General features: G+C 67.1%; 15 protein-coding genes. 4 read left to right on the top strand and 11 right to left on the bottom strand.

All coding sequences use genetic code 11. From position 1 onward, the window contains the following. Both I3V78_RS30865 and I3V78_RS30860 read right to left on the bottom strand, forming a co-directional pair. Positions 1–1,629 (bottom strand): DHA2 family efflux MFS transporter permease subunit, encoded by a 1,629-nt coding sequence (locus tag I3V78_RS30865; RefSeq protein WP_204493073.1) that lies wholly within the window; start codon positions 1,627–1,629, stop codon positions 1–3. A gap of 5 nt (positions 1,630–1,634) precedes the next feature. Next, positions 1,635–2,258, bottom strand: a complete 624-nt coding sequence (locus tag I3V78_RS30860; RefSeq protein ID WP_204493071.1) for a TetR/AcrR family transcriptional regulator — start codon at positions 2,256–2,258, stop codon at positions 1,635–1,637. 219 nt (positions 2,259–2,477) lie between these two features. On the opposite strand from I3V78_RS30860, the gene I3V78_RS30855 reads away from it, so the two are divergent. The 3 genes from I3V78_RS30855 to I3V78_RS30845 all read left to right on the top strand — a co-directional run bounded on the left by I3V78_RS30855 (position 2,478) and on the right by I3V78_RS30845 (position 5,616). Continuing rightward, positions 2,478–3,728, top strand: coding sequence for a DEAD/DEAH box helicase (locus I3V78_RS30855; protein ID WP_204493069.1), 1,251 nt, complete (start codon positions 2,478–2,480; stop codon positions 3,726–3,728). A 128-nt stretch (positions 3,729–3,856) separates the two neighbouring features. After that, positions 3,857–4,309 (top strand): very short patch repair endonuclease, encoded by a 453-nt coding sequence (locus tag I3V78_RS40395; protein ID WP_204493067.1) that lies wholly within the window; start codon positions 3,857–3,859, stop codon positions 4,307–4,309. Between the two features lie 26 nt (positions 4,310–4,335). Continuing rightward, positions 4,336–5,616 (top strand): DNA cytosine methyltransferase, encoded by a 1,281-nt coding sequence (locus I3V78_RS30845; protein ID WP_204493065.1) that lies wholly within the window; start codon positions 4,336–4,338, stop codon positions 5,614–5,616. A 96-nt stretch (positions 5,617–5,712) separates the two neighbouring features. On the opposite strand, the gene I3V78_RS30840 is transcribed toward I3V78_RS30845, so the two are convergent. From I3V78_RS30840 to I3V78_RS30800, 9 genes are all read right to left on the bottom strand, one after another. Next, entirely contained in the window at positions 5,713–6,549 is an 837-nt protein-coding gene (locus tag I3V78_RS30840) for a hypothetical protein (RefSeq protein WP_204493063.1), read from the bottom strand. Further along, complete coding sequence (locus tag I3V78_RS30835; protein WP_204493061.1) at positions 6,546–7,364, bottom strand: hypothetical protein; 819 nt, start codon at positions 7,362–7,364, stop codon at positions 6,546–6,548. The genes I3V78_RS30840 and I3V78_RS30835 overlap by 4 nt, the downstream gene beginning before the upstream one ends. Continuing rightward, positions 7,361–9,295, bottom strand: coding sequence for a hypothetical protein (locus I3V78_RS30830; RefSeq protein ID WP_204493059.1), 1,935 nt, complete (start codon positions 9,293–9,295; stop codon positions 7,361–7,363). The genes I3V78_RS30835 and I3V78_RS30830 overlap by 4 nt, the downstream gene beginning before the upstream one ends. Before the next feature lie 36 nt (positions 9,296–9,331). After that, on the bottom strand, positions 9,332–10,420 hold the full coding sequence (locus I3V78_RS30825) for a ribbon-helix-helix domain-containing protein (RefSeq protein ID WP_204493056.1): 1,089 nt from the start codon (positions 10,418–10,420) through the stop codon (positions 9,332–9,334). Between the two features lie 313 nt (positions 10,421–10,733). Next, positions 10,734–12,383, bottom strand: coding sequence for a sensor histidine kinase (locus tag I3V78_RS30820; protein ID WP_204493054.1), 1,650 nt, complete (start codon positions 12,381–12,383; stop codon positions 10,734–10,736). Further along, a complete protein-coding gene (locus I3V78_RS30815; RefSeq protein ID WP_204493051.1) occupies positions 12,380–13,771 on the bottom strand; it encodes an ABC transporter substrate-binding protein in 1,392 nt (463 codons plus the stop codon). Before I3V78_RS30815 ends, I3V78_RS30820 begins: the two co-directional genes overlap by 4 nt. Further along, positions 13,768–15,105, bottom strand: coding sequence for a VCBS repeat-containing protein (locus I3V78_RS30810; protein WP_204493049.1), 1,338 nt, complete (start codon positions 15,103–15,105; stop codon positions 13,768–13,770). Before I3V78_RS30810 ends, I3V78_RS30815 begins: the two co-directional genes overlap by 4 nt. Next, the gene (locus tag I3V78_RS30805; protein WP_204493046.1) at positions 15,102–17,657 is read right to left on the bottom strand and encodes a penicillin-binding protein 1A; all 2,556 of its coding nucleotides are present in this window, start codon (positions 17,655–17,657) and stop codon (positions 15,102–15,104) included. The genes I3V78_RS30810 and I3V78_RS30805 overlap by 4 nt, the downstream gene beginning before the upstream one ends. Positions 17,658–17,761: 104 nt before the next feature. Next, complete coding sequence (locus I3V78_RS30800) at positions 17,762–18,754, bottom strand: tetratricopeptide repeat protein (protein WP_204493043.1); 993 nt, start codon at positions 18,752–18,754, stop codon at positions 17,762–17,764. A 214-nt stretch (positions 18,755–18,968) separates the two neighbouring features. Here I3V78_RS30800 and I3V78_RS30795 point away from each other — a divergent pair, with 214 nt between their 5' ends. Further along, a complete protein-coding gene (locus I3V78_RS30795; protein ID WP_204493041.1) occupies positions 18,969–19,739 on the top strand; it encodes an exodeoxyribonuclease III in 771 nt (256 codons plus the stop codon). Positions 19,740–19,819 lie beyond the last annotated feature (80 nt).

Here is a 19,819-nt window from a genome sequence, read left to right as displayed (position 1 = left end):
TCAGATCTCCACGTCGATGTGTTGAGGTTCCCGGGGGCCGTCGCTCCGCGGCGGCGCCTTGAGGAAGAGCACGAGCGGCATCACCACGAGGAAGAGGCCGGCCGCGATGAGGAACAGCTTGTCGAAGGCGAGCACCATGCCCTGGCGCGCCGTGAGGCCCGAGAGCATCCGCAGCGCCGTGTCCTGGGCGGCGGTGAAGTCCATGCCCCGCGCCATGAAGCCCGCGCGCAGCTGCGCGAGCCGCTCCACCACCTCGGGGCGCGTGGGCGTCAGGTGCACGGCGAGGGCCGCCGTGGCCTGGGTGCCGTAGCGCGACAGGAGGCTCGCGAAGAGCGCCAGGCCCATGGAGCCGCCAATCTGCCGCAAGAGCGAGCTGAGCCCCGTGGCGTCCGGCATCCGGTGGCGCGGCACCCGCGAGAGCGCCACGGTGGACAAGGGCACCAGCATCATCGCGAAGCCCAGGCCCTGCAGCACGATGGCGAAGATGATGTCGTGCGTGCCCGTGTCCAGGTTGAAGTGGCTCATCTGGAAGACGCCCAGGCCGGTGACGGCCAGGCCCACCGAGATGAAGAGCTGGGGCGGAAAGCGTGTGTAGACGCGCCCGATGATGGGCATCACCGCCAGCATCACCAGCGTGCGCGGCATGAGCGCCAGGCCCGACTGCGTGGCGGTGAAGCCGAGCAGCTCCTGCATGAACATGGGCAGCAGGAACATGCTCGCCATGAGGATGGAGAACATCAGCGCGCTGAGCAGGGTGCCCGAGGTGAAGATGGGATCCTTGAACAGGCGCAGGTTGACCACGGGCGCCACGGCGGTGAGCTCGCGAATGACGAACGCGACGAGGCAGATGCCCGCCGCGAGCGCGCACACGACGATCTCCGCGGACTCGAACCAGTCGTTCGCCTGGCCCTCCTCGAGCAGGTACTGCAGCGCCGCGAGCCCCACGCACAGCAAGAGGATGCCCTGCCAGTCCAGGTTCTTGCGCTGCTTCTCGCCCTCGAGCCGGTTGGCGACGAGCAGATCCTCCGGCTCGCGCACGAAGCGCGCCACCATGAAGAAGCCGAGTACGCCCACCGGCACGTTGATGAAGAAGATCCACGACCAGTGGAAGTTGTCGACGATGTAGCCACCGAGCGTGGGCCCGATGGCCGGCCCCACCATCACCGCCATGGAGAAGAGCGCCATGGCCATGCCCTGCTCCTTGGGCGGGAACGTCTGGCGGAGGATGGCCTGCTCGGTGGGCTGCAGCGCCCCGGCGCCAAACCCCTGCAGCGCCCGGAAGAACACCAGCGAGGGCAGGTTCCACGCGAGCCCACAGAGGAACGAGCCCGCCACGAACAGGGCCAGGCACGCGAGGTACACCCGCTTCTGCCCGAAGAGCCGGCCGAGGAAGGCCGTGAGCGGCATCACCATCACCGTGGCGAGCGCGAAGCCCGTGGTGGTCCAGGTGATCTCCTGCACCGTGGCGCCCACCGCGCTGCGCAATTGGGGCATGGCCACGTTGACGATGGACGAGTCGATGGCGCCCATGAGGGTGCCGAACGTCACCGACAGCGTGACGAGCCACTTGTTGGGCACCGCCCGAGCGGGCAGCGCCACGCCCGGAGCGGGCAGGGCGGCGGAGGACATGACGGCTACACCTCGATTCCCTTCAGGAAGAGGCGCAGCAGCTCGTCCGCGCCCCGTTGCAGCTCGTCCCCGCGCTGCGTCTCGGCCACGCGCAGGAGCAGACCGCGCAACATCCCCACCAGCAGCGTGGCGTGGAACTCCGCGCCCTCGCGCCGCACCTGGCCCGCGGCCACCCCGCGCTGGAGCACGACCTCCACCCGCGTGGACAGCTCCGTCAGGGTGGTGCGCTGGCGCGGCAGCGCCGGACCCCGGTGCAGCTCCGACTGCAACACGAGGGCGAAGAAGCGCGAGTGCTCGCGGAAGTGGTCGAGCACGAGCCCGAGCAGGGCCCGGAGCTGCTCGCCCACCGCGCGACCGTCCACCTCGCCCACCAGCGTGTCCACCCGCTCGAGCAACTGCTCGCGCCGCACCCGCAGCAGCTCCAGCAGCAGCGCCTCGCGGTCCTTGAAATGGTTGTACAGCGTGCCCACCGACACCCCCGCCCGCGCGGCGATGTCCTCCATGCGCGCTCCGAACCCCTGCTCGCCGAGCACCTCCTCGGCGGCGACCCGGATCGCCTCGCCCGTCGCTTCCTTGAGCCGGGCCCGCAGACGGGGGGCGGCGGCACTTTTCGCTGAATCTCGGTTCATTTTCTGAAGACGGATTTAACTTCGGGGCACGCGGGCCGCAACATGGGGAGGCGGTCGAGAGAGGAGAGGGGGCCCTCGCCGGGGGCCGGGCCTGGACAGCGGCGGGCGGGGAGGCGTGGGGCGGGTGGCTTGCCAGGCGAGGGACGACGGCGGGACGGAGGGGAGACGGAATGACGGCCGGGTTGGTTCCCGGCGGAGCGGCGTGGTACCCCGGGCCCGGTGAGCACCCCCTTCGCCCAACTCGGCCTCTCGCCCGAGGCCCTCGACGCCGTGCGTCGTGCGCGCTTCTCCACGCCCACCCCCATCCAGGCCCAGGCGATTCCGCCGGCGCTGGAGGGCCGGGATGTCATCGGCTGCGCCGCCACGGGCACGGGCAAGACGGCCGCGTATGTGCTGCCCCTGGTGGAGCGCCTGGCGGGTCAGAAGGGCACGCTGGGACTGGTGCTGGCGCCCACGCGCGAGCTGGTGCAGCAGATCTCCGAGACGGTGCGCTTCTTCGGCGAGTCGCGGGGCGTGTCGCACGCGGTCGTGATTGGCGGCGAGGACATGGCGGCCCAGGCGCGGCTCCTGGAGGCCCGGCCCACGCTGGTGCTGGCCACGCCCGGGCGGCTGGTGGACCTGCTGCGCTCCCGGCTGGTGGACTTCATGCAGCTCCAGGCGCTGGTGCTCGACGAGGCGGACCGGATGCTCGACATGGGCTTCCAGGAGCAGCTGGACGCGATCCTCGCGGCGCTGCCCCGGCGGCGGCAGACGCTGCTGTTCTCCGCGACGCTGGGCCCGGAGGTGAGCGCGTTCGCCCGGGAGGAGCTGCACAAGCCCGTGCGGGTGGAGGTGACGCGCAGTGGCACCCCGGCCGAGCGCGCCGAGCAGCGGCTGTACGTGGTGAAGCCCGAGGAGAAGGCGGCCCTCCTGCTCACGCTGCTGGCGCGGGACGAGGCGACGGCGCTGGTGTTCGCGGGGACGAAGGAGCGGGCGGACAAGGTGCACAAGGCGCTGCAGCGGGCGGGACTGCGTTGCGGGGTGCTGCACGCGGACCGGACGCAGAACCAGCGCAACCAGGCGCTCCAGGCGTTCCGGGACGGCACCTACCGCTGCCTGGTGGCCACGGACATCGCGGCGCGGGGCCTGGACGTGGAGGACGTGGGGCACGTCATCAACTACGACCTGCCGCACGCGCCGGAGGACTACGTGCACCGGATTGGCCGCACGGCGCGGGCGGCCGCGAGCGGGCGGGCGTCCACGTTCGTGACGTCCAAGGACCGGCCGATGACGGAGAAGATCGAGCGGGTGATGCGCGCGAACATCCCCCGGGCCGAGGTGCCTCGGGAGGACCCGGTCTTCCAGGAGGAACTGGCCCGGCGGGACGCGGCCCAGCGCGACCCGGGACCGCCGCAGAAGGACCACGGCGTGAAGAAGGCCCAGGCGTCCGGGCGGCATGCCCGGTCGCACGGTCGGGGTCCTCGCGAGTAGCTCCGTCGCTTCCGCGTGCGCAGGTTTCGCTCGTCGGCTCCCGCGCGGCGGCCTACACTACTTCCGAGATAAGCCGCGCGGGGTGACCCTTGAGGTCCAACGGCGTCGGCCACGAGGAAGGTTTCCGCATGGATACGATGACTCCCGCGGAGCGAAGCGAGCGCATGGCGAGGGTCCGCAACAAGGACACCACGCCCGAGCTTCGGGTCCGGCGCCTCGTCACCGCGATGGGGTACCGCTACCGCCTGCACTACAAGAAGGTCCCGGGGCATCCGGATCTGGCCTTCCCAGGTCGTCGGAAGGCCATCTTCGTCCACGGCTGCTTCTGGCACCGGCACCCGGACCCGGCCTGTCCGCTCGCCCGGCTGCCAAAGTCGCGGCTGGAGTTCTGGCTCCCGAAACTCGAGGGGAATCGGGCGCGGGACCTGCGCAAGGAGGCGGAGCTCCGGGGGCGGGGATGGCGGGTCCACGTTGTCTGGGAGTGCGAGTTGCGACACGAGGAGTCCCTTCGGCGCGCCCTTCTGAGCTTCTTGAATCCAGAAAAGCAGTGTACGGCTGTCCCATCTTCAGCACCGACGTAATCCCACGTCGGATCGCGAATTTTGCCATGCTGCGTAAGCTGCTGCATGGATCGGTCATGATGGATTCCATCGAACTATTCACCGGGGCGGGCGGACTAGCTCTAGGCACGCATCATGCCGGTTTTCGCCACTGCGGTCTGTACGAGTACGACAAGGACGCCTGTGCGACACTCCGTAGCAATGCGAGTGCGAATGCTCTATCGGGCATTGTCGACTGGCATATTCACCAACGTGATGTGCGGCTTAACGATTACTCGCCTTTTCGTGAGAATCGGTTGGACTTGGTCGCAGGCGGACCTCCGTGTCAGCCATTCAGTCTGGGCGGAAAGCACAAAGCTCAAGCCGACTCTCGCAACATGATTCCAGAATTTGTTCGCGCGGTGCGCGAAATACGCCCGCGCGCCTTCATCATGGAAAATGTGAGGGGACTGGCGCGACACAGTTTTGACGAATATTTTCAGTACATATTGCGCCAGCTTGCCTATCCTTCCGTTCAGATGGAACCCGAGGAGGACTGGCGCTCGCACTACCGCCGGTTGGTCGGTTTAAGTGCAAGGGGGCGACACAAAAGCACTTGGTACAAAGTTGAATGGAAACTATTGAATGCTGCGGACTATGGCGTTCCGCAGATACGGCATCGCATTTTTATTGTCGGATTTCGCGCAGATCTGGACTGTGATTGGCGTTTCCCCGAGCCGACACATAGCTTAGATGCACTACTGTGGAAGCAGCATTTAACAGGTGAATATTGCGATGAACACGGTATCAACTCTCTTTCCAAGATGTCTGTTCGACTGAATGGGAGGATACGCGTGCTGCGGACGGCGAAGGAGGAACCTAAAACGGAGCCATGGGTAACCGTGCGTGATGCCTTCGATGGGCTTCCTGAGCCATTGCAGGGCAAAGAGTCAGGCGAATTTTCTAACCACAAATTGATTCTTGGCGCGAGAAGCTATCCAGGTCATACAGGAAGCGATTTGGATTTTCCCGCTAAGGCGTTGAAGGCCGGAGTTCATGGGGTTCCTGGTGGAGAGAACATGGTGATTCTCGCCGATGGCTCGGTGCGCTACTTCACAATACGTGAACTGGCGCGATTGCAGACATTTCCTGACTCTTGGCACTTCGAAGGAGCATGGTCTAAATTAATGCGTCAACTTGGTAATGCTGTTCCAGTACGACTTGCTGCGGCTGTTGCTGATAGCGTGGCTCTTTCCCTGCGATCGTGCGACTCTAATCGCACAGCACAAAGACAGTATGATGCTGTTGGTTCAACGCATGCACTCAAGATTGTTGCCAACGCAGGATAGTGGTTGAGCGCCGATTCCGTGGGTTCTGGTTGGTGCACGGGCATTCTTGGCCCTTGTCTGGTTTGTTTGATGGCATGGCGCTCAAAACACAACTGGCTACTGACCTAGTGCTACGCGGGATGCGCGGTAACGATCAAACTCGGGGGGCAATAAATCCAAGATCTGGTCTGCGTCGAGTGAGTACAAGTCATAGGTTAGATGTAATTGCCAAAAAACTTTGACAAACCGAACAATACCACCTGCTCCCGGAAGCCGGAGTGTTGCCTTTCTCTGCCGGACTTGACGCTTCGCCTTCTTCGCTTTCTTGGTTCGATTTGTTCGCTGCGTTCGGTCGCGATCATCCGTCGTGATGCCCGTCTTGGGCGCGTCCGTTTGGGGTTCCCAGTACAGCGCGGTCAATGCCCGAACCACTGGGCGCGAGGTAATTATTTCCTGTCGCGAGGCAAGCTGCTCGATGATTCCGCCAAGGACCCGGACCGACCCATTCAGGAATAGCTTGATGTTCTCGGCTCCATTACCTGTGTTGCTGCGGTAGAGGCTGAAGAGCTCATGGGGGAACGCGAGAAGGTGTCGATACCGCCGGATCCACTGTTTATCGTAGATGTAGTGATATGGCGCCCGCGGGAGTGCGTCCTCCTTAGCGGGTCGGATTGATTCGAAGTAAAATGCCGCCAGCCACGTCCAGATCCCTCGTGAGTTCTCTTTCATCTTCGCGGGGGAGAGCGGCTTCAGTAGGGTATGTAAATAGCGCGCTGCCTCGTATTTGTCTTCAGGGAGCGCTCCCAAATCGCCGTCGATTGCGTTGCTAATGGATATCGTGTGGGGTCCGTCTAACAGAGTCTCCGGAAATGGAGCCTGTGCCCCTCTTTTGAGCTCAAGAATGTAGTTCTCGAAGAGTCGCACGCCTTCCTCTGTGAATGCCCTGAGTTTCATGACTTAACCTCTTCGGTAAGCGCCTTTGAGACAACATCCCACGCGGAGTGTTTACCGCAGAAACGGCGAACCACTTCCGCGCTCCAGTCGGCCCACTTCAACTGATCCTCCTTGCGATCTCCATCGGGCGCTGGCGGCGGCTGATACAAGTTAGTCGCGAACGCGAGCCAGTCGCCACGCCAGCTCTCTGCGGAGGGAGATGCGCCGTCAAAATCAACGCCTTCAACGCATAGGATGCGCTCCAATACTCGTTGCATGACCTCCGGGAAGACGAGCCAGCGATAGAGTTGATCCTCCATGCGTCGGCGCAGTTCGGGATGTCCCTTGTTGACGACCACCGTTGGTCCGCTGAGATCGAATCGGAGCATCCACACTTGCTGGCCAAGATCTTCGGAGGTTACGCTGAGCAGAGATCGCTTGTTTCCGCTCGACTCTCCAACGCCTGGTCGTAACAGCACGGGACGGAGACGATCGGCTTCCCCTAGGATGCGTCCGGAATGTTGGGGATCGATAACCTTGACCCGGAAGAGTAAGCTCTCCCAGCCGTCTGCCTCGAGTTGAGGCTCTGATCCAATCCTAGGTTCTGGTTTCCCTACAGTGCCGAATTCGAATCGCTTGTAGTAGAGATAGCTATATGCCTCAATGACGAGCGGAGCGTCTTGAGGAAATTCATAATTCTTGTCGAGTCGGGCATCCAGGTTGAATCGAATGACCCCTGGCTCGCCACCTTTTGCCTTATCGGAAATAGAGATGCGGATCACCGCATCCTGGGGCGAGATGAGTGCTCGATTCGTGTAATTGAAAGATTGAATCATGTCTCACCACTTTCCGGAGTTTTCTTGCCATCGACTCGCAAGTCGCGGCGGCTATCAAAGCCGGTTACAGTGACTCGAAAGTCTTGCTTATTTACCGTTATGGCAAGTGTGTTCAGTTCTGCGACGTAGTCAGCGCCTTTCGCCTCCACCCTTAGGTCCCCGCTGCCGATGATGAAATCATGGGGCCGATAAGCATCAAAAGGGTTGCTATCACGCGTGTCATATGCGGCGCGAATTACAATTCGCGAAGGGGATGACAGACCCTCGACTGGAGTTACTTCGAATCCACCCGGAATTGGCTCAATGGCGTAAGGCGTGCGTGCTCTTGGGTATTTTGGATGCTGTACCGGCCTCTTCTGCCGACGCTTCTTCTTAGGATTCTTCTCCCGTGTTTCCTCCTCGCCACCGCCGGGACCCAGCTCCTCGACGTAGAAAAGGTCCATCAGGAGATCCTCGCGTTTCTGGTCCTGCGCTTCGGTCAGCCAGCGGGTGATCTCTCGGACGGAGTTCTTTACATAACTCACGGTGGCTGGTCCGTTATCGTTTCTTTCAAGAAGCTTTTCGCTCCGCTGCACCCAATCGGTATGCATTGGATTCTCGGCATCACCAAGGAGCGCGGACAGAGGCTGCATGTCTACGACGAGAAGCGCACGAACGGTTCTCTCGTGACTGAGCCGTACCATGGGAACGGCCATGCCTTCTCGAACGAATACTGTGCGGCCCCGTGTTTCGTCACTAGTATCCGTGCCACTCAGTCGCTCGAGGTATACATATGCGATGGATATTACTATTTCCTCAGCCTGGGTCCTCTTGACCGCAATAGGGAGTCGAAAGGCAAGCCGCTCGTATGACTGGAACCGCTCACGCAGTTCGCTACGGTCGTCTTTTATGGGGGCGAATATTTCCGCTTCATCCCAGGTGGGTGGTTTCTTCTGGCCCACTGTCCCGAGTTCTATGTACTCGTCAGTCGGCAGGCCATGTCCCCACTTCGCCAGTTCGAAGATCCTTGCGAGGCTAGGACCTTCCTTGGGCACGAATCGTTGTGCGATTTCGTCGATAGTGGATGCATTGATGACGGTTTCTGCCTCCTCCCCGTCATATACAAACACCTCAAGCTTCCCGGTAAGAACCGCGTGGAAGTAGTTCTTGACCACCGCGGTGACCACGGTGTCATGGTTAAGTGTTTCTTTCGGCAGCGGGATGACGAGCGAAAGGCCGGGGCTTGTTTTTCGATCGAGGTGGAAGTCGGCGCAGAACTCGTCAAGCGTCTCCTCCTTCTCTACAGGTATGATTAAGGAGCCAGGCTCCTGATTCTCTGTCCGACCGAACCAGCCACGCGGATCGTACGCTTCGCGCTCGGTGACCGGAAATGGGAGGACTGAACGTCCCATTAGCAGGAGGGCGTTGTCGGTCTTTCGACGGGTAATCCCGAAAAAGGAAGAGATCTGAGACGCCTCATGGTTAACCGCCTTACCCAGTCCCCATCGCCCACGGTCTCCTTCCTTCTTTGCCGAACGTCCGACGTTGCGCCAGAACATGTAGAAATCGTTCTTCTCATCCGTGTCCCACCGTTGCTTGGTATTTCCACCCAGGCCTCGAGTTCCGAAGTCCTCGACCGCCAGGAAAGGCACGGGCTTTGAGAGAAAATCTGCAGGAGCTCTTTTTGCGAATTTAAGATAGTGCTTGAGTGACTCAAGCCATCGTTTCGCGCGCGTGGGCGAGAGTGCGTGTCGGGCACCGGAGAACTTGAACTCTACACGCACCTGCTCAGAGGCTTTGATGGCTGCATCAAGGGAGTTTTGGACGAGTTCACGAACAACAGCATCGGGGAGGTCTTCATCCTGTTTGAAGAATTCGGCCTCCTTCGGGTCCTCAAGAACTTCATCGTTCTGAGGTGTTCGGAATCTCCAACAAAATGCCTGCTCATTCATTGTCGACCTCGTTGACCTTGCGCTTATGTGTGTGCCCTAGACTGAGCCAAGAAATGATTCACCAAACTTCGTTAGTAAATACTTGCCACCGGCCTGCTTAGACTCCAACAATCCCCACTCCCTCGCCCGCGCGACATAGCCAGCAACATTTGTCGAGACTTGAGCCTCGGTCCATCGGGGTTTTTCGGTTCGAAACCGTTGAAGGAGATTAAGCCGGGTCGCGCCCTTGCTGACTTCGAGTAGGACAGTTTCGAATCCCCACCAGTCGGCGGGCGCGTTGTCTCGCAGGTGAGAGAGGAACGCTTCGGAATGAGCCTTTTCATGTGGGGTCACCGCCGATAACCCCGAGAGCTGGCGTACGAGCCTCAGTCCCTGCGGGGTCAAACCAATAAGCATGTCTGTGGCTTGGACTTGAACGACGCGCCACGTGAAGAGTGGCCCTGATGCGCGCAGCCCGTTAGCCGTGTTAGTGAACTGCCCGAACGCGAAGGTTCGGAATGCCTCCTCGGCTCTCCCAGACTTCTGACGGTTAGTGGGAAAAAGAGAGGAGAGTCGTGTGTCTGTTCGTTGCTCGAATGCCTGGAGTTTCTCGCCCAGCACCCAAGCATCTTTGATCGCTTGTGCCATGAAGCTCTCATTGTTCGCGAGTTCCAATCTCGTGGCCTGGGCTAGTTGGGATGCGAGCCAGAGCGAAGGGTAGTCCCGGTTGTGCAGACCAAACAGAGGCTCGTCCACAACCACTGCTCCTGGGGCTTCGATCACCTGCACGTCCGATACGACGGGAAGTCGGCTGAAGTCGAGCGTTCCATGCTCTGCGTAGTCATCAACTGTTGTGGGCAGACGCGTTTCGGCCAATGTATCCCGCATCTCAACAGGCGAAGCGGGGCGAATGCGAATGCGCTCTTCCAACTGGGATGGGGGCTCCTGTGGCGCTGGGGCATAGGAGAGTTCCAGTACCAGTGCGTCGACCGCGTCCCGGATGAAGTCCTGTCTATTGCGGTAACCACCTACCCTGCGAAGTAGGAGTTCATCGACCCGTTGGATGAGTTCCATTGGAAGAACGACCCTTACCAGCCGCTGATCAGGGCCGTATTGATTAGGATCAGGGTCATTCAAGGGACTCATGTAGTCAGTATAAGTCGTGTATTTTTCCTCGTCCACAAATAAGGGGCAGAACCATTCATATAGGTGCCAGTTCGCAGATTATAGGGCGACTATATCCGCGTGGAGGCCAGTGGGCGAAGAGGCCCTGAGCTTTTGGGCTGGCGAACGAGTAACCAAGGGGGCTACAGGACTTGGACGGTTGATGCTCCAACGTGTCCGGTCTCCGCTGCCCATCCAAGATACGGAGGATTTCCTCGTACTAATTGTTTCGTCTTCCCTCGGGTTTCCCTCATGGGGACTGGGTCCACGTAGGCCGACTTTGGCCTAAAACAATTCACTGGTCTCTCGGGAGTGACAGCGTGAAGCACGCGCCCTGGCCGGGCTCGCCGCCCACGTCCAGCTTGCCGCCGTGCTCCTGGAGGATACGCGCCGCAATGGCCAGTCCCAGGCCCGTGCCGCCCTCCTTCGTCGTGAAGTAGGGCTCGAAGATGCGTGCGCGGTGCTCGGGCGGAATCCCCGGGCCACTGTCCTGGACCTCCACCCGGGCTTCCTTCTCCGTGCCTTGCACCCGCACGTACAGCGTGCCTCCGCCCTTGGCCATCGCCTCCTCGGCGTTCTTCACCAGGTTCACCAACACCTGCGTCAGTTGGTCCCGGTCCGCTCTCGCCACCACACCCGTCTGCACCTCCGAGCGCAGCTCGATTCCCTCAGGCGGCGTCGCGTAGAGCGACAGCACGTTCCTCGCCAGTTCTCCCAGGTCCACGGGCTCCAACTGCGGCTTGGGCATGCGCGCGAACTGGCTGAACTCGTCCACGATCCGCCGCAGCCGGTCCACTTCCTCCAGGATGACTCCCGCGCTCTGCTTGAAGATGCCGGGAAAGCGCGCGTCCCCCGCGTCCTGCACCGCCACCAGCGTCTCGATGGACATGCGGATGGGCGTCAGCGGGTTCTTGATCTCGTGCGCCAGCCGCCGCGCGACCTCCTGCCACGCCGCCACGCGCTCGCTCGCCACCAGCCGCTCCGTCGTCGAGCGCAGCTCCGTCGTCATCCGGTTGAACGTCTTCACGAGCTCACCCACCTCGCCCGTGGTGTCCACCCGCACCTGCTCGTCCAGCTCGCCCTGGCCCACCCGCCGCACGCCCTCCGTCAGCGCCTCCACCGGCTGGGTGATGCGCCGGGCCATGAGCAGCCCCAACAGCACCGCGAAGCCCAGCCCCAGTCCCGCCAAGAGCAGGAAGGAGCGCAACACCCCGAGCGTCGCCTCGCGCTCGGCCGCGCGGCTGAACACGAGCCGCACCGAGACGTGCTCGTCCAACGGCAGCACCCGCGCCACCGTGGGCGCCTGCACCGTGCCGGCCCGCGCCACCTCCTCCTTGTCCGACAGCAGCGCCACCTCGGCCTGCGTCAGCCGCGCCAGGTGCGCCGCCAGCCCCTGGTCCAACAACACCCCGCCCACCACCCACAACCGCGAGTCCCCGTAGTCCACCGGCCGCGCCGTCACGAGCGCCGGTACCTCGCGCAGGCCCTGGTTGTCGCGCACCGACACCTTCACCGGCACGGGCTCGGGGGTCTTCAGCTTCGTCACCGCGAAGAGCGCCGGATCCGGGTCTCCCCGGCGCGCGGGCAGTTGCCCCGAGGACAGCGTCGTTCCCTGGCGATCGAAGATCGTCAGCACCGTGAGCCCCCGGCTCTTCATCAGGGGCCGCGCCGTGTCCGCGCGGATGGCCCGCGCGGGGGACTCGCGGGCCTCGCGCGCCAGGTCCTCCAGCGCGGGGCTCTCCACCAGCTCCTCCACCGCCCGGCGCGCCGTGGCCGCGGTGCGATCGATCGCCTCCTGCCCCGAGAGCAGGGCGCTCTCCATGCGCGCGTCCAAGCCCCGGGACAGCGTGGCGCGCAGCCGCGTCAGGGTGAAGGGCACCATCACCGCCAGCGGCACCAGCGCGAGCAGGGCGAAGGCGAGGGCGAGCCTCGTCCTCAGCCTCATCTCCGGCCCCCCGGGCCGCCCGCCGCGACCGGCCGCACCCACACGCCGTCGAGCTGGGGCAGGCCCTGGGCGTCGAAGGCGAGGCCCTCGACCTCCGGGGCCCCGCGCAGCGCCAGGCCCTGGGCATAGAGCGGCAGGAGCGGCAGGGTGGGCGCGAGCGCCACGGCCCGCTCGCGCGCACGCGCGTCCCGGGCCGCGGTGTCCGGCAGCAGGCCGATGCGGGGCAGCTCCACGCCGAGCAGATCCTTGCGGCCCGCCGCGTCCAGCACCACCGCCAGAGCGGGGCCCGGCACCGGGGGCAAGAGCAGCGAGTGCAGCATCACCTCGTAGTCCCCGCTCGCCCAGCGCGCGCGCAGTCCGGCGCGGGGCAGGGGCAGCAGCGCCACCGTGTAGCCCAGGTCATGCAGCTTCACCTGGAGGCGCTCGGCCACCGCGCGCTGGTCCTCGTTGTCGGTGTCGTAGAGCAGCGTCACCTTGCGGCTCGCGGACGCGGGCTCTGCGGCGGGTGCGGGTCCAGGGCGGGGGGCCGCCGGGGCCTGGGGCAGGAGCGCGGGCGGGAGCAGGTGCGGCATGGGCACGGCGGGGCCGCGCACGAACAGGCGTGTCAGGTCCTCGCGGTCGAGGGCGCGCTCCACGGCCCGCCGGAAGTCCTCGGGCACCTTCCGGGGCGACCACGTCAGATAGGTGGCGTAGAGCGCCGCGCCCGTGAGGGTCCCGGGCTCCGGGGAGACGCCGAGCGCCACCTGGGTGCCTTGCGTGGACCAGAGCCGCGCGAGGCCCCGCTCGTCGGTGGGCTGCAGCCGCAGGCGCTCCACGTAGGGGCGGCCCGGGGTCCACGCGAGCCGCGCGTCCAGGGTGTTCCGGGTCGCCTCGGCGAACGGGCCGAGCGCGGCGGGGGACGTGGGCGCCAGGGCGAGCGCGGGGTGGCACAGGGCGCGCTCCAGGTCCGGCCAGGGGAAGGCGAGCGTCAGCTCCAGGGTGTCCCCGGTGGCGGCGAGCTGGCGGCCCTCGCCCCGGAGCGGGAAGAGCAGGGCGCGGTAGGGCGAGGGGGCCTCGGGCCCGGTGAGCCGCGTCCAGGCACGCGCCAGGGCCTGGGCCTGCGCGGGGGTGGGCAGGCTCCAGCGCACCCCCTGGGCCGTGGGTCGGGAGGGCTCGGGGGCGAGCGCGGGCCGAAGCTGCCCCTCGGGCGAGAGCGTGCACGGGGGGCGCGACACGAGGCCCCGCAGGGTGGCGTCCAGGGGCGAGTCGGCGAGGGCGGGCTCCGCGGGCTCCAGGGGCCCGGGGAAGGCGACGCGCACCTCCCCGCCATAGGGCGTGCGCCCGGCGGCCCGGGACGCGGGCGCGGCGAGGCACATGAGGCTCGCGAGAAGCAGGGGGCGGAAGGTCATGGCGCTCCCGGGCGCAGGAGGAAGAGTTCACCGGTGCCGTCGGGCAGGGTGAGGCCCACCACCACCGCGCGCAGGGGGCCCTCGTCCAGCCGGGCCGTCACCACGGACAGGGCCCGCCCCGCCGGCAGGGCGCCCTGCCACAAGGGCTCCTGGGCCGTGGTGGCGCTCTCGCCCGTCTTGAAGACGCGCAGCACGTCGGGCGAGGGCTGGAGCTCGGGCGAGGTGGTGAGCAGTTCCGGCGTGCCATCGCCGTCCAGGTCCCCGAGCGCGCTGCCCGCGCCCAGGCCGGACAGGGGCACGGGGGCCGCCGAGGGCCGGGGGTAGAAGGCGCCCTGGCCGTCGGGCTGCACGAGCAGGACGCGCGACAGGGCCGCGCTGTAGGTGGTGAAGCGCGCGGGCACTCCGGAGAGCCGCTGCTCGCCCGTGCCCCACCGCACGTCGGCGCCGAAGGCCGTCTGTCCCGGGACGAAGGTCCCTCGGGCCTCGGCGTCCAGGGGCACGCCCTCCATCCGGGTCGCGAAGCGCAGGGCGCCGTTCTCCAGCACCAGCACCTCGGCATGGGCGAAGCGGGTGGAGAACGCGGCGATGCGAGGGGGATTGGCGAGCACGGCCACCGCGCCGAAGGGCTCGCGGGTGGGGGCGGGGCCCGGGGGCAGCACGTCCAGGGAGCGCTCGGCGAGCAGGTGCCCGTCCGCGGCGAAGACGTGCACGGCGCGCTCGGTGAGCACCACCACCTCGTCCCGGCCATCGCCGGTGAGGTCCCCCGTGGCGAGCGCGGCGGGGGGCGCGGGCAGGTGCGTGAGGCGGGCACCCACCAGGCGCAAGGGGCGGGGCGGCCCGGCCGGGGGCGGAGGCACGGGGGCGGTGGGCTTCACCGCCGCGAGCGCGAGGCTCTCGGGGTCCGCGGGCACCTGCCGGGCGAGCGCGGCGGCGGGCGAGGGCGGACGCGTGGGCGTGCGGCCGGACCAGAAGTTGACCCAGGTGCCCACCACGTCGCCGCGCGCGCCGAGCGCCCCTGTCTCCACGCCGAGCGTGAGCCGCACCAGGGCGCGCGCGCCGGTCTCCCGGGCGAGCGCCTCGGCGTCCTCGGGCGAGGGGGCCACCAGCACCACGGGCGCGAGTCCGGCCTGGGCCAGGCGCGCGGCGAGCAGGGTCTCGAAGGCGCGGCGCAGCTCGGGCGCGCTGGCCGTGAGGCTCAGGGCCACGGGGGCCTCGGGTCCGGCGGCGCGCACGTCCGAGGCCACGGCGGTGGCGAGCCGCTCCAGCGCGGTGTCGGGCGCGGCGGGAGCGGCACGCGCGACGAGCAGCAGCGCGGCGACGAGGGCGCGGCTCACAGCCCCCGGCTGCCTTCCTGGAGGAAGAAGTCGCTCTCGCTCACGTGGCCCGGCGGCGGCGCCTCGGCGGTGGGCTGGGTGCCCTCGAGGAAGGACTCCATCCGCCCGGGCACGGAGTTGCCCGCGAGCAGGCCGGTGGCGGGATCGATGCGCGTCTGCACCACGCCCGGCGGCATGTCGAAGTCGCGCGAGGGCAGGCCCTGGTGGGCGCCGCGCATGAACTCCAGCCAGATGGGCAGGGGGGCGCGGCCGCCCGTCTCGGAGGAGCCCAGGGGCGAGTGGTCATCGAAGCCCACCCAGGCGCTGGCCACCCAGTCCGCGGTGTAGCCGGAGAACCACGTGTCGCGGTTCTGGTTGGTGGTGCCCGTCTTGCCGGCCGCGGGGCGGTTGAGCTCCGTCACCGCGCGGGCGGTGCCCTCCTCCACCACGCTGCGCATGAGGGAGGTGGTGAGGTAGGCCACCGCCGGGGGCAGCTTCTCCTCGAAGGCGGGCTGGTGCTCCTCCACCACGCGGCCGCTCGTGTCCGTCACCTTGAGGAGCAGCAGCGGCTCGGCGTAGCGGCCGTTGGCCTGGAGCGTGGCGTAGGCGTTGGCCTCCTCGAGGATGCTCACCTCGCCGGTGCCCAGCGCCAGGGTGAGGTTCTCCGGCAGGGGCGATTGGATGCCCGCGCGGCGCGCGAACTCGATGGCCGCCGCGGGGGTGATGGCCTCGATGAGGCGCACGGACACCGTGTTCTTCGAGCGGGTGAGCGCGGTGCGCAGGGTGATGGGCCCGTCGAAGGCGCGCTCGTAGTTCTGCGGCTTCCACGTCTGGCCGGTGTAGGGGTCGCGGATGGCCTCGGGCGCGTCGTTCACCGTGCTGATGGGGGTGTAGCGGCCGCTGCCGAGCGCCGCGCCGTAGATGAAGGGCTTGAAGGACGAGCCGGGCTGGCGCCGCGCCTGGGTGGCGCGGTTGAAGGGCGAGCGCTCGAAGTCATAGCCGCCCACGAGCGCCACCACGTGCCGGTCCTTCGGGTCGATGACGACGAGGCCGCCCTGCACGAGCGGCACCTGGTCCAACGTGGCCTCGAGCAGCGCGGGGGCGGGCAGCACGCGCAGGATGCGCACGCGCACGATGTCGCCCACCTTCATCACGTCCGACATCTTGCCCGGGGCCTTGCCGTTGACCTTGGCCCAGGTGACGGAGGCGAAGGGGATCTCCGCCACGCGGCCCACCAGGTCCACGCGCGCCTTCTTGTCCTCCACCTGGGTGACGTAGCCCGCCACGCGCAGGCCGTCCTTGAGGGGCGCGAGCTGCACCGCGTGCACCAGCTTCTCGTCGGGCGACAGCGTGGCGTCCTCCTCGACCTCGGCCGCGGGCGTCTCCAGGGGCGCTTCCTCCTCGGGCTGGGGCGGCGCCTCGGTGCTCGCGAGCGACGTCAGATCCGCCACCGAGCTGCCCTCCTTCTGCCGCCGGCCCGCCTCCTCGATCTGCCGGGTGAGCAGGGGCTTGAGCCGCTCGAAGCGCTCAGCCGCGAGCGTGCCCACGGGGCCCCGGTAGCCCTGGCGCCGGTCCACCGCCTCCAGGCCCTTGCGCACGGCGTCGTCCGCGAGCGCCTGGAGTTTGGGCACCATGGCGATGTCCACGCGCAGGCCCCCGGTGAGCACCGCCTGCTCGCCATAGCGGGCCACGAGCGTGCGGCGGATCTCCTCGGCGTAGTAGGCGCCCGGCTCGGCGGGCGGACGGGGCGCGAGCACGATGGGCTTCTCGAGCTCCTTGTCCACCTCGGCCCGGGGCGCGAAGCCCTGGCCCGCCATCTGCCCGAGCACGTAGCGCTGGCGCTGCTTGGCCTTGACGATGTTCTTCTCGGGATTGATGCGGTTGGGTGACTGCACCGTGCCCGCGAGCACCGCCGCCTCGCCCAGCGTCAGGTCCGCGGCGTGCTTGCCGAAGTAGTAGAGCGCCGCCTCCTCGATGCCGTTGCGGCCCTGCCCGTAATACACCTGGTTGATGTAGAGGCTGAGGATCTCGTCCTTGGTGAGCGCCTGCTCCACGCGCGGGGTGAGGATCCACTCGCGGATCTTCCGGTGGAGGCTGCGCTCGGGCGTGAGCAGCATGTTCTTGACGACCTGCTGCGTGAGCGTGGACGCGCCGGACTTGCGGCTGCCGGGGATGAGGTTCTTCACGCCCGCGCGCACGATGCCGAAGAAGTCCAGGCCCTCGTGCTTGTAGAAGTCCGCGTCCTCGGCGGCCAGGAAGGCGTTGCGCACGTGGGCCGGCAGATGCTCCATGCGCACCACCGTGCGCCGGCCCTGGGGCATGAAGTACTCGGCGCACACCGAGCCGTCCGCGCACCGCACCTTGGTCACCTGGGGCAGCTGGTAGGTGCGCAGCGCCTCCACCGAGGGCAGGCCCTGGCTGAAGTGCACGTAGACGCCCACGGCCCCGAGCACGATCAAGGCGACGCCCACGGCCGCCACGAGCAGGAGCCGTTTCGTCCAGCGCCACAGCCAGCCCCCCCGGGTGGAGCGGGGCGCGGCGTCGGGCGGGGAGGCGGGGGAGGTTGGGGTCATGGGGCAGGGGGTGCGGCGAGAGGGGAGGGACGTTAGTCCGCCTCGGGGGGATCCGGAACGGGGCTTCCGGAGCGAGGCCGCCGGTGAGGGTCTAACGGGCGGGGCTAACGGGCGGCGCTGTCCGCCGTGTGCGCGCTCCGGCGCGCCTGGAGGGGGGCGGAGGCCTGGGGCTGGCGCTCGAGCCGCGCCTTGTTGAGGCGGGCGCGGGCACTGCCCGGGGTCAGACGCGTGGCGGTGTCGAAGGCCATGGCGGCCTCCTCGTACCGTCCCAGGCGCTCGTAGGCGAGCCCCAGGTTGTTGTGGACGAAGCCTTCGTAGGGCAGCAGGTAGGCCGCCTGGGCGAGCGCCTCCGCCGCTTCGGCGTCACGGCCGGTGAGCAGCCAGGCGAGCCCCAGGTTGTTCAGGGCGTAGCCGTGGTAGGGGTCCAGATGCACCGCCTGCTGGAAGCGGACGATGGCCTCGCCCAGCTCTCCGGCGGCCAGATGGCCCCGGCCGAGCACCTGGTACACCTCGGGGTACTCGGGGTCGAGCAGCAGCGCGGCCTCGGCGGCCCGGAGCGAGCCCTCCACGTCCCCCACCTCCAGGAGGACCCGCGCCTTCTGCACCAGGGGCTCGGGGCCCTCCGGGAACAGGTGCGCCAGTTCCGTGTACGCGTCCGCCGCCAGCAGCTTCTTGCCCATGAGCCGCGCCAGGGGGATGAGGTGATCCAACGCCGTCTCGCGCGCGTCCAGGTCGTCCCCGGCGTCGTGCACGGCGCGGCGAACCTCGGTGAGGGCACCTGAGAGGTCACCTTCGGCGCGCAGCGCCCGGGCCCGGCCCAGGTGGTCCACCGGCGCCAGGTGCGCCTCGTGCGGGAGCGACAGTTCATCCGACGGCTCCGCGGGCGCCAGGTCCTCGGCGAGCGAGAAGCGGTCCGGGGGGGACTCGGGGAGCACGGCCTCCGCGGGGGGGCTGGAGACGGCGGGCGTGCCTTCCGCCTCGGGCGCGAGCAGGTGCTCGGGCGGGGCGAGGGGCACCTGGCTCCGTCGCAGCGAACCCGACTCACAGGCGGCGAGGCAGAGGGTCAGGATGCTGGCGAACAGAACGGACGTCCTCATGGGGTGTGGCTCCTTGTCGGAGCGTCTCCCATTGCGACCGCCATGCCAGCCCGCCCCCTCCTCGGGGACCAGGGGACGGTGTGGGTGGAAGAGGACGCCCGCCCGTGTCCCGAGCCGTCCGCGTGTGGCGCGCCAGCCACACCGTGGAACACGGCGACCCCTTGTGGGGAAAAATCCTGGCGGGACCCACAGGTGACGTGCGACGTTGGGCGGGATGAAGATCGCCGCCTGGAACGTGAACTCGGTCCGCGCCCGCCTGGACAGGCTGGTGGACTGGCTGAAGAGTGCCCAACCCGACGTGCTGTGCCTGCAGGAGCTCAAGTGCACGGAGGCGGACTTCCCCCGGGAGGCGATCCTCGCGGCGGGCTACCACGCGGCGGTGCACGGGCAGAAGACGTACAACGGGGTGGCCATCCTGGCGCGCACGCCGCCCACGGACGTGGTGGTGGGCCTGGCGGACGGCGTGGAGGACACCCACGCCCGGGTGATCGCCGCCACGGTGGACGGCGTGCGGGTGCTCAGCGTGTACGCGCCCAACGGCCAGGAGGTGGAGTCGGAGGCGTACCACTACAAGCTGGCCTTCTACGCCCGGCTGCGGCGCTACCTGGACACGCGGCACAAGCCGGACGAGCCGCTGGCGCTCTGTGGGGACTGGAACGTGGCGCCCGAGCCCATCGACGTCTGGGACGTGGCCGTGTGGGAAGGGCACACGCTCTTCACCCCGAAGGAGCGCGCGGCTTGGAAGGCCCTGTGTGACTTCGGCCTGACGGACACCTTCCGTGCCCAGCACCCGGACGTGAAGAAGTTCAGCTGGTGGGACTACCGCATGCTCCAGTTCCAGAAGAACCAGGGCGTGCGCATCGATCATGTGCTCGCGTCGGCGCCCCTCACCCAGCGGCTGGTGGCGGCGGACGTGGACCGCGAGGCGCGCAAGGGCAAGCAGCCCTCGGATCACGCGCCGGTGTGGGCCGAGTTCAAGGCCTGACGCCGCGCGGGGTGGGGGACTTGCCAGCGCGGCCGGGGGGACACACCTGTCCGGGTGCGTCTCATGACGGAAAGGTCGTC

Origin of the sequence: Archangium primigenium, assembly GCF_016904885.1 — a bacterium.
Classification (GTDB): domain Bacteria; phylum Myxococcota; class Myxococcia; order Myxococcales; family Myxococcaceae; genus Cystobacter; species Cystobacter primigenius.
This window is presented reverse-complemented; position numbering and strand designations above follow the sequence as displayed.

Excerpts from the sequence above, each read along its gene's own strand:
- I3V78_RS30865 (WP_204493073.1), bottom strand. The coding sequence starts at position 1,629 with ATGTCCTCCGCCGCCCTGCCCGCTCCGGGCGTGGCGCTGCCCGCTCGG.
- I3V78_RS30860 (WP_204493071.1), bottom strand. The coding sequence starts at position 2,258 with ATGAACCGAGATTCAGCGAAAAGTGCCGCCGCCCCCCGTCTGCGGGCC.
- I3V78_RS40395 (WP_204493067.1), top strand. The coding sequence starts at position 3,857 with ATGGATACGATGACTCCCGCGGAGCGAAGCGAGCGCATGGCGAGGGTC.
- I3V78_RS30845 (WP_204493065.1), top strand. The coding sequence starts at position 4,336 with ATGCTGCGTAAGCTGCTGCATGGATCGGTCATGATGGATTCCATCGAA.
- I3V78_RS30840 (WP_204493063.1), bottom strand. The coding sequence starts at position 6,549 with ATGAAACTCAGGGCATTCACAGAGGAAGGCGTGCGACTCTTCGAGAAC.
- I3V78_RS30835 (WP_204493061.1), bottom strand. The coding sequence starts at position 7,364 with ATGATTCAATCTTTCAATTACACGAATCGAGCACTCATCTCGCCCCAG.
- I3V78_RS30830 (WP_204493059.1), bottom strand. The coding sequence starts at position 9,295 with ATGAATGAGCAGGCATTTTGTTGGAGATTCCGAACACCTCAGAACGAT.
- I3V78_RS30825 (WP_204493056.1), bottom strand. The coding sequence starts at position 10,420 with ATGAGTCCCTTGAATGACCCTGATCCTAATCAATACGGCCCTGATCAG.
- I3V78_RS30820 (WP_204493054.1), bottom strand. The coding sequence starts at position 12,383 with ATGAGGCTGAGGACGAGGCTCGCCCTCGCCTTCGCCCTGCTCGCGCTG.
- I3V78_RS30815 (WP_204493051.1), bottom strand. The coding sequence starts at position 13,771 with ATGACCTTCCGCCCCCTGCTTCTCGCGAGCCTCATGTGCCTCGCCGCG.
- I3V78_RS30805 (WP_204493046.1), bottom strand. The coding sequence starts at position 17,657 with ATGACCCCAACCTCCCCCGCCTCCCCGCCCGACGCCGCGCCCCGCTCC.
- I3V78_RS30800 (WP_204493043.1), bottom strand. The coding sequence starts at position 18,754 with ATGAGGACGTCCGTTCTGTTCGCCAGCATCCTGACCCTCTGCCTCGCC.
- I3V78_RS30795 (WP_204493041.1), top strand. The coding sequence starts at position 18,969 with ATGAAGATCGCCGCCTGGAACGTGAACTCGGTCCGCGCCCGCCTGGAC.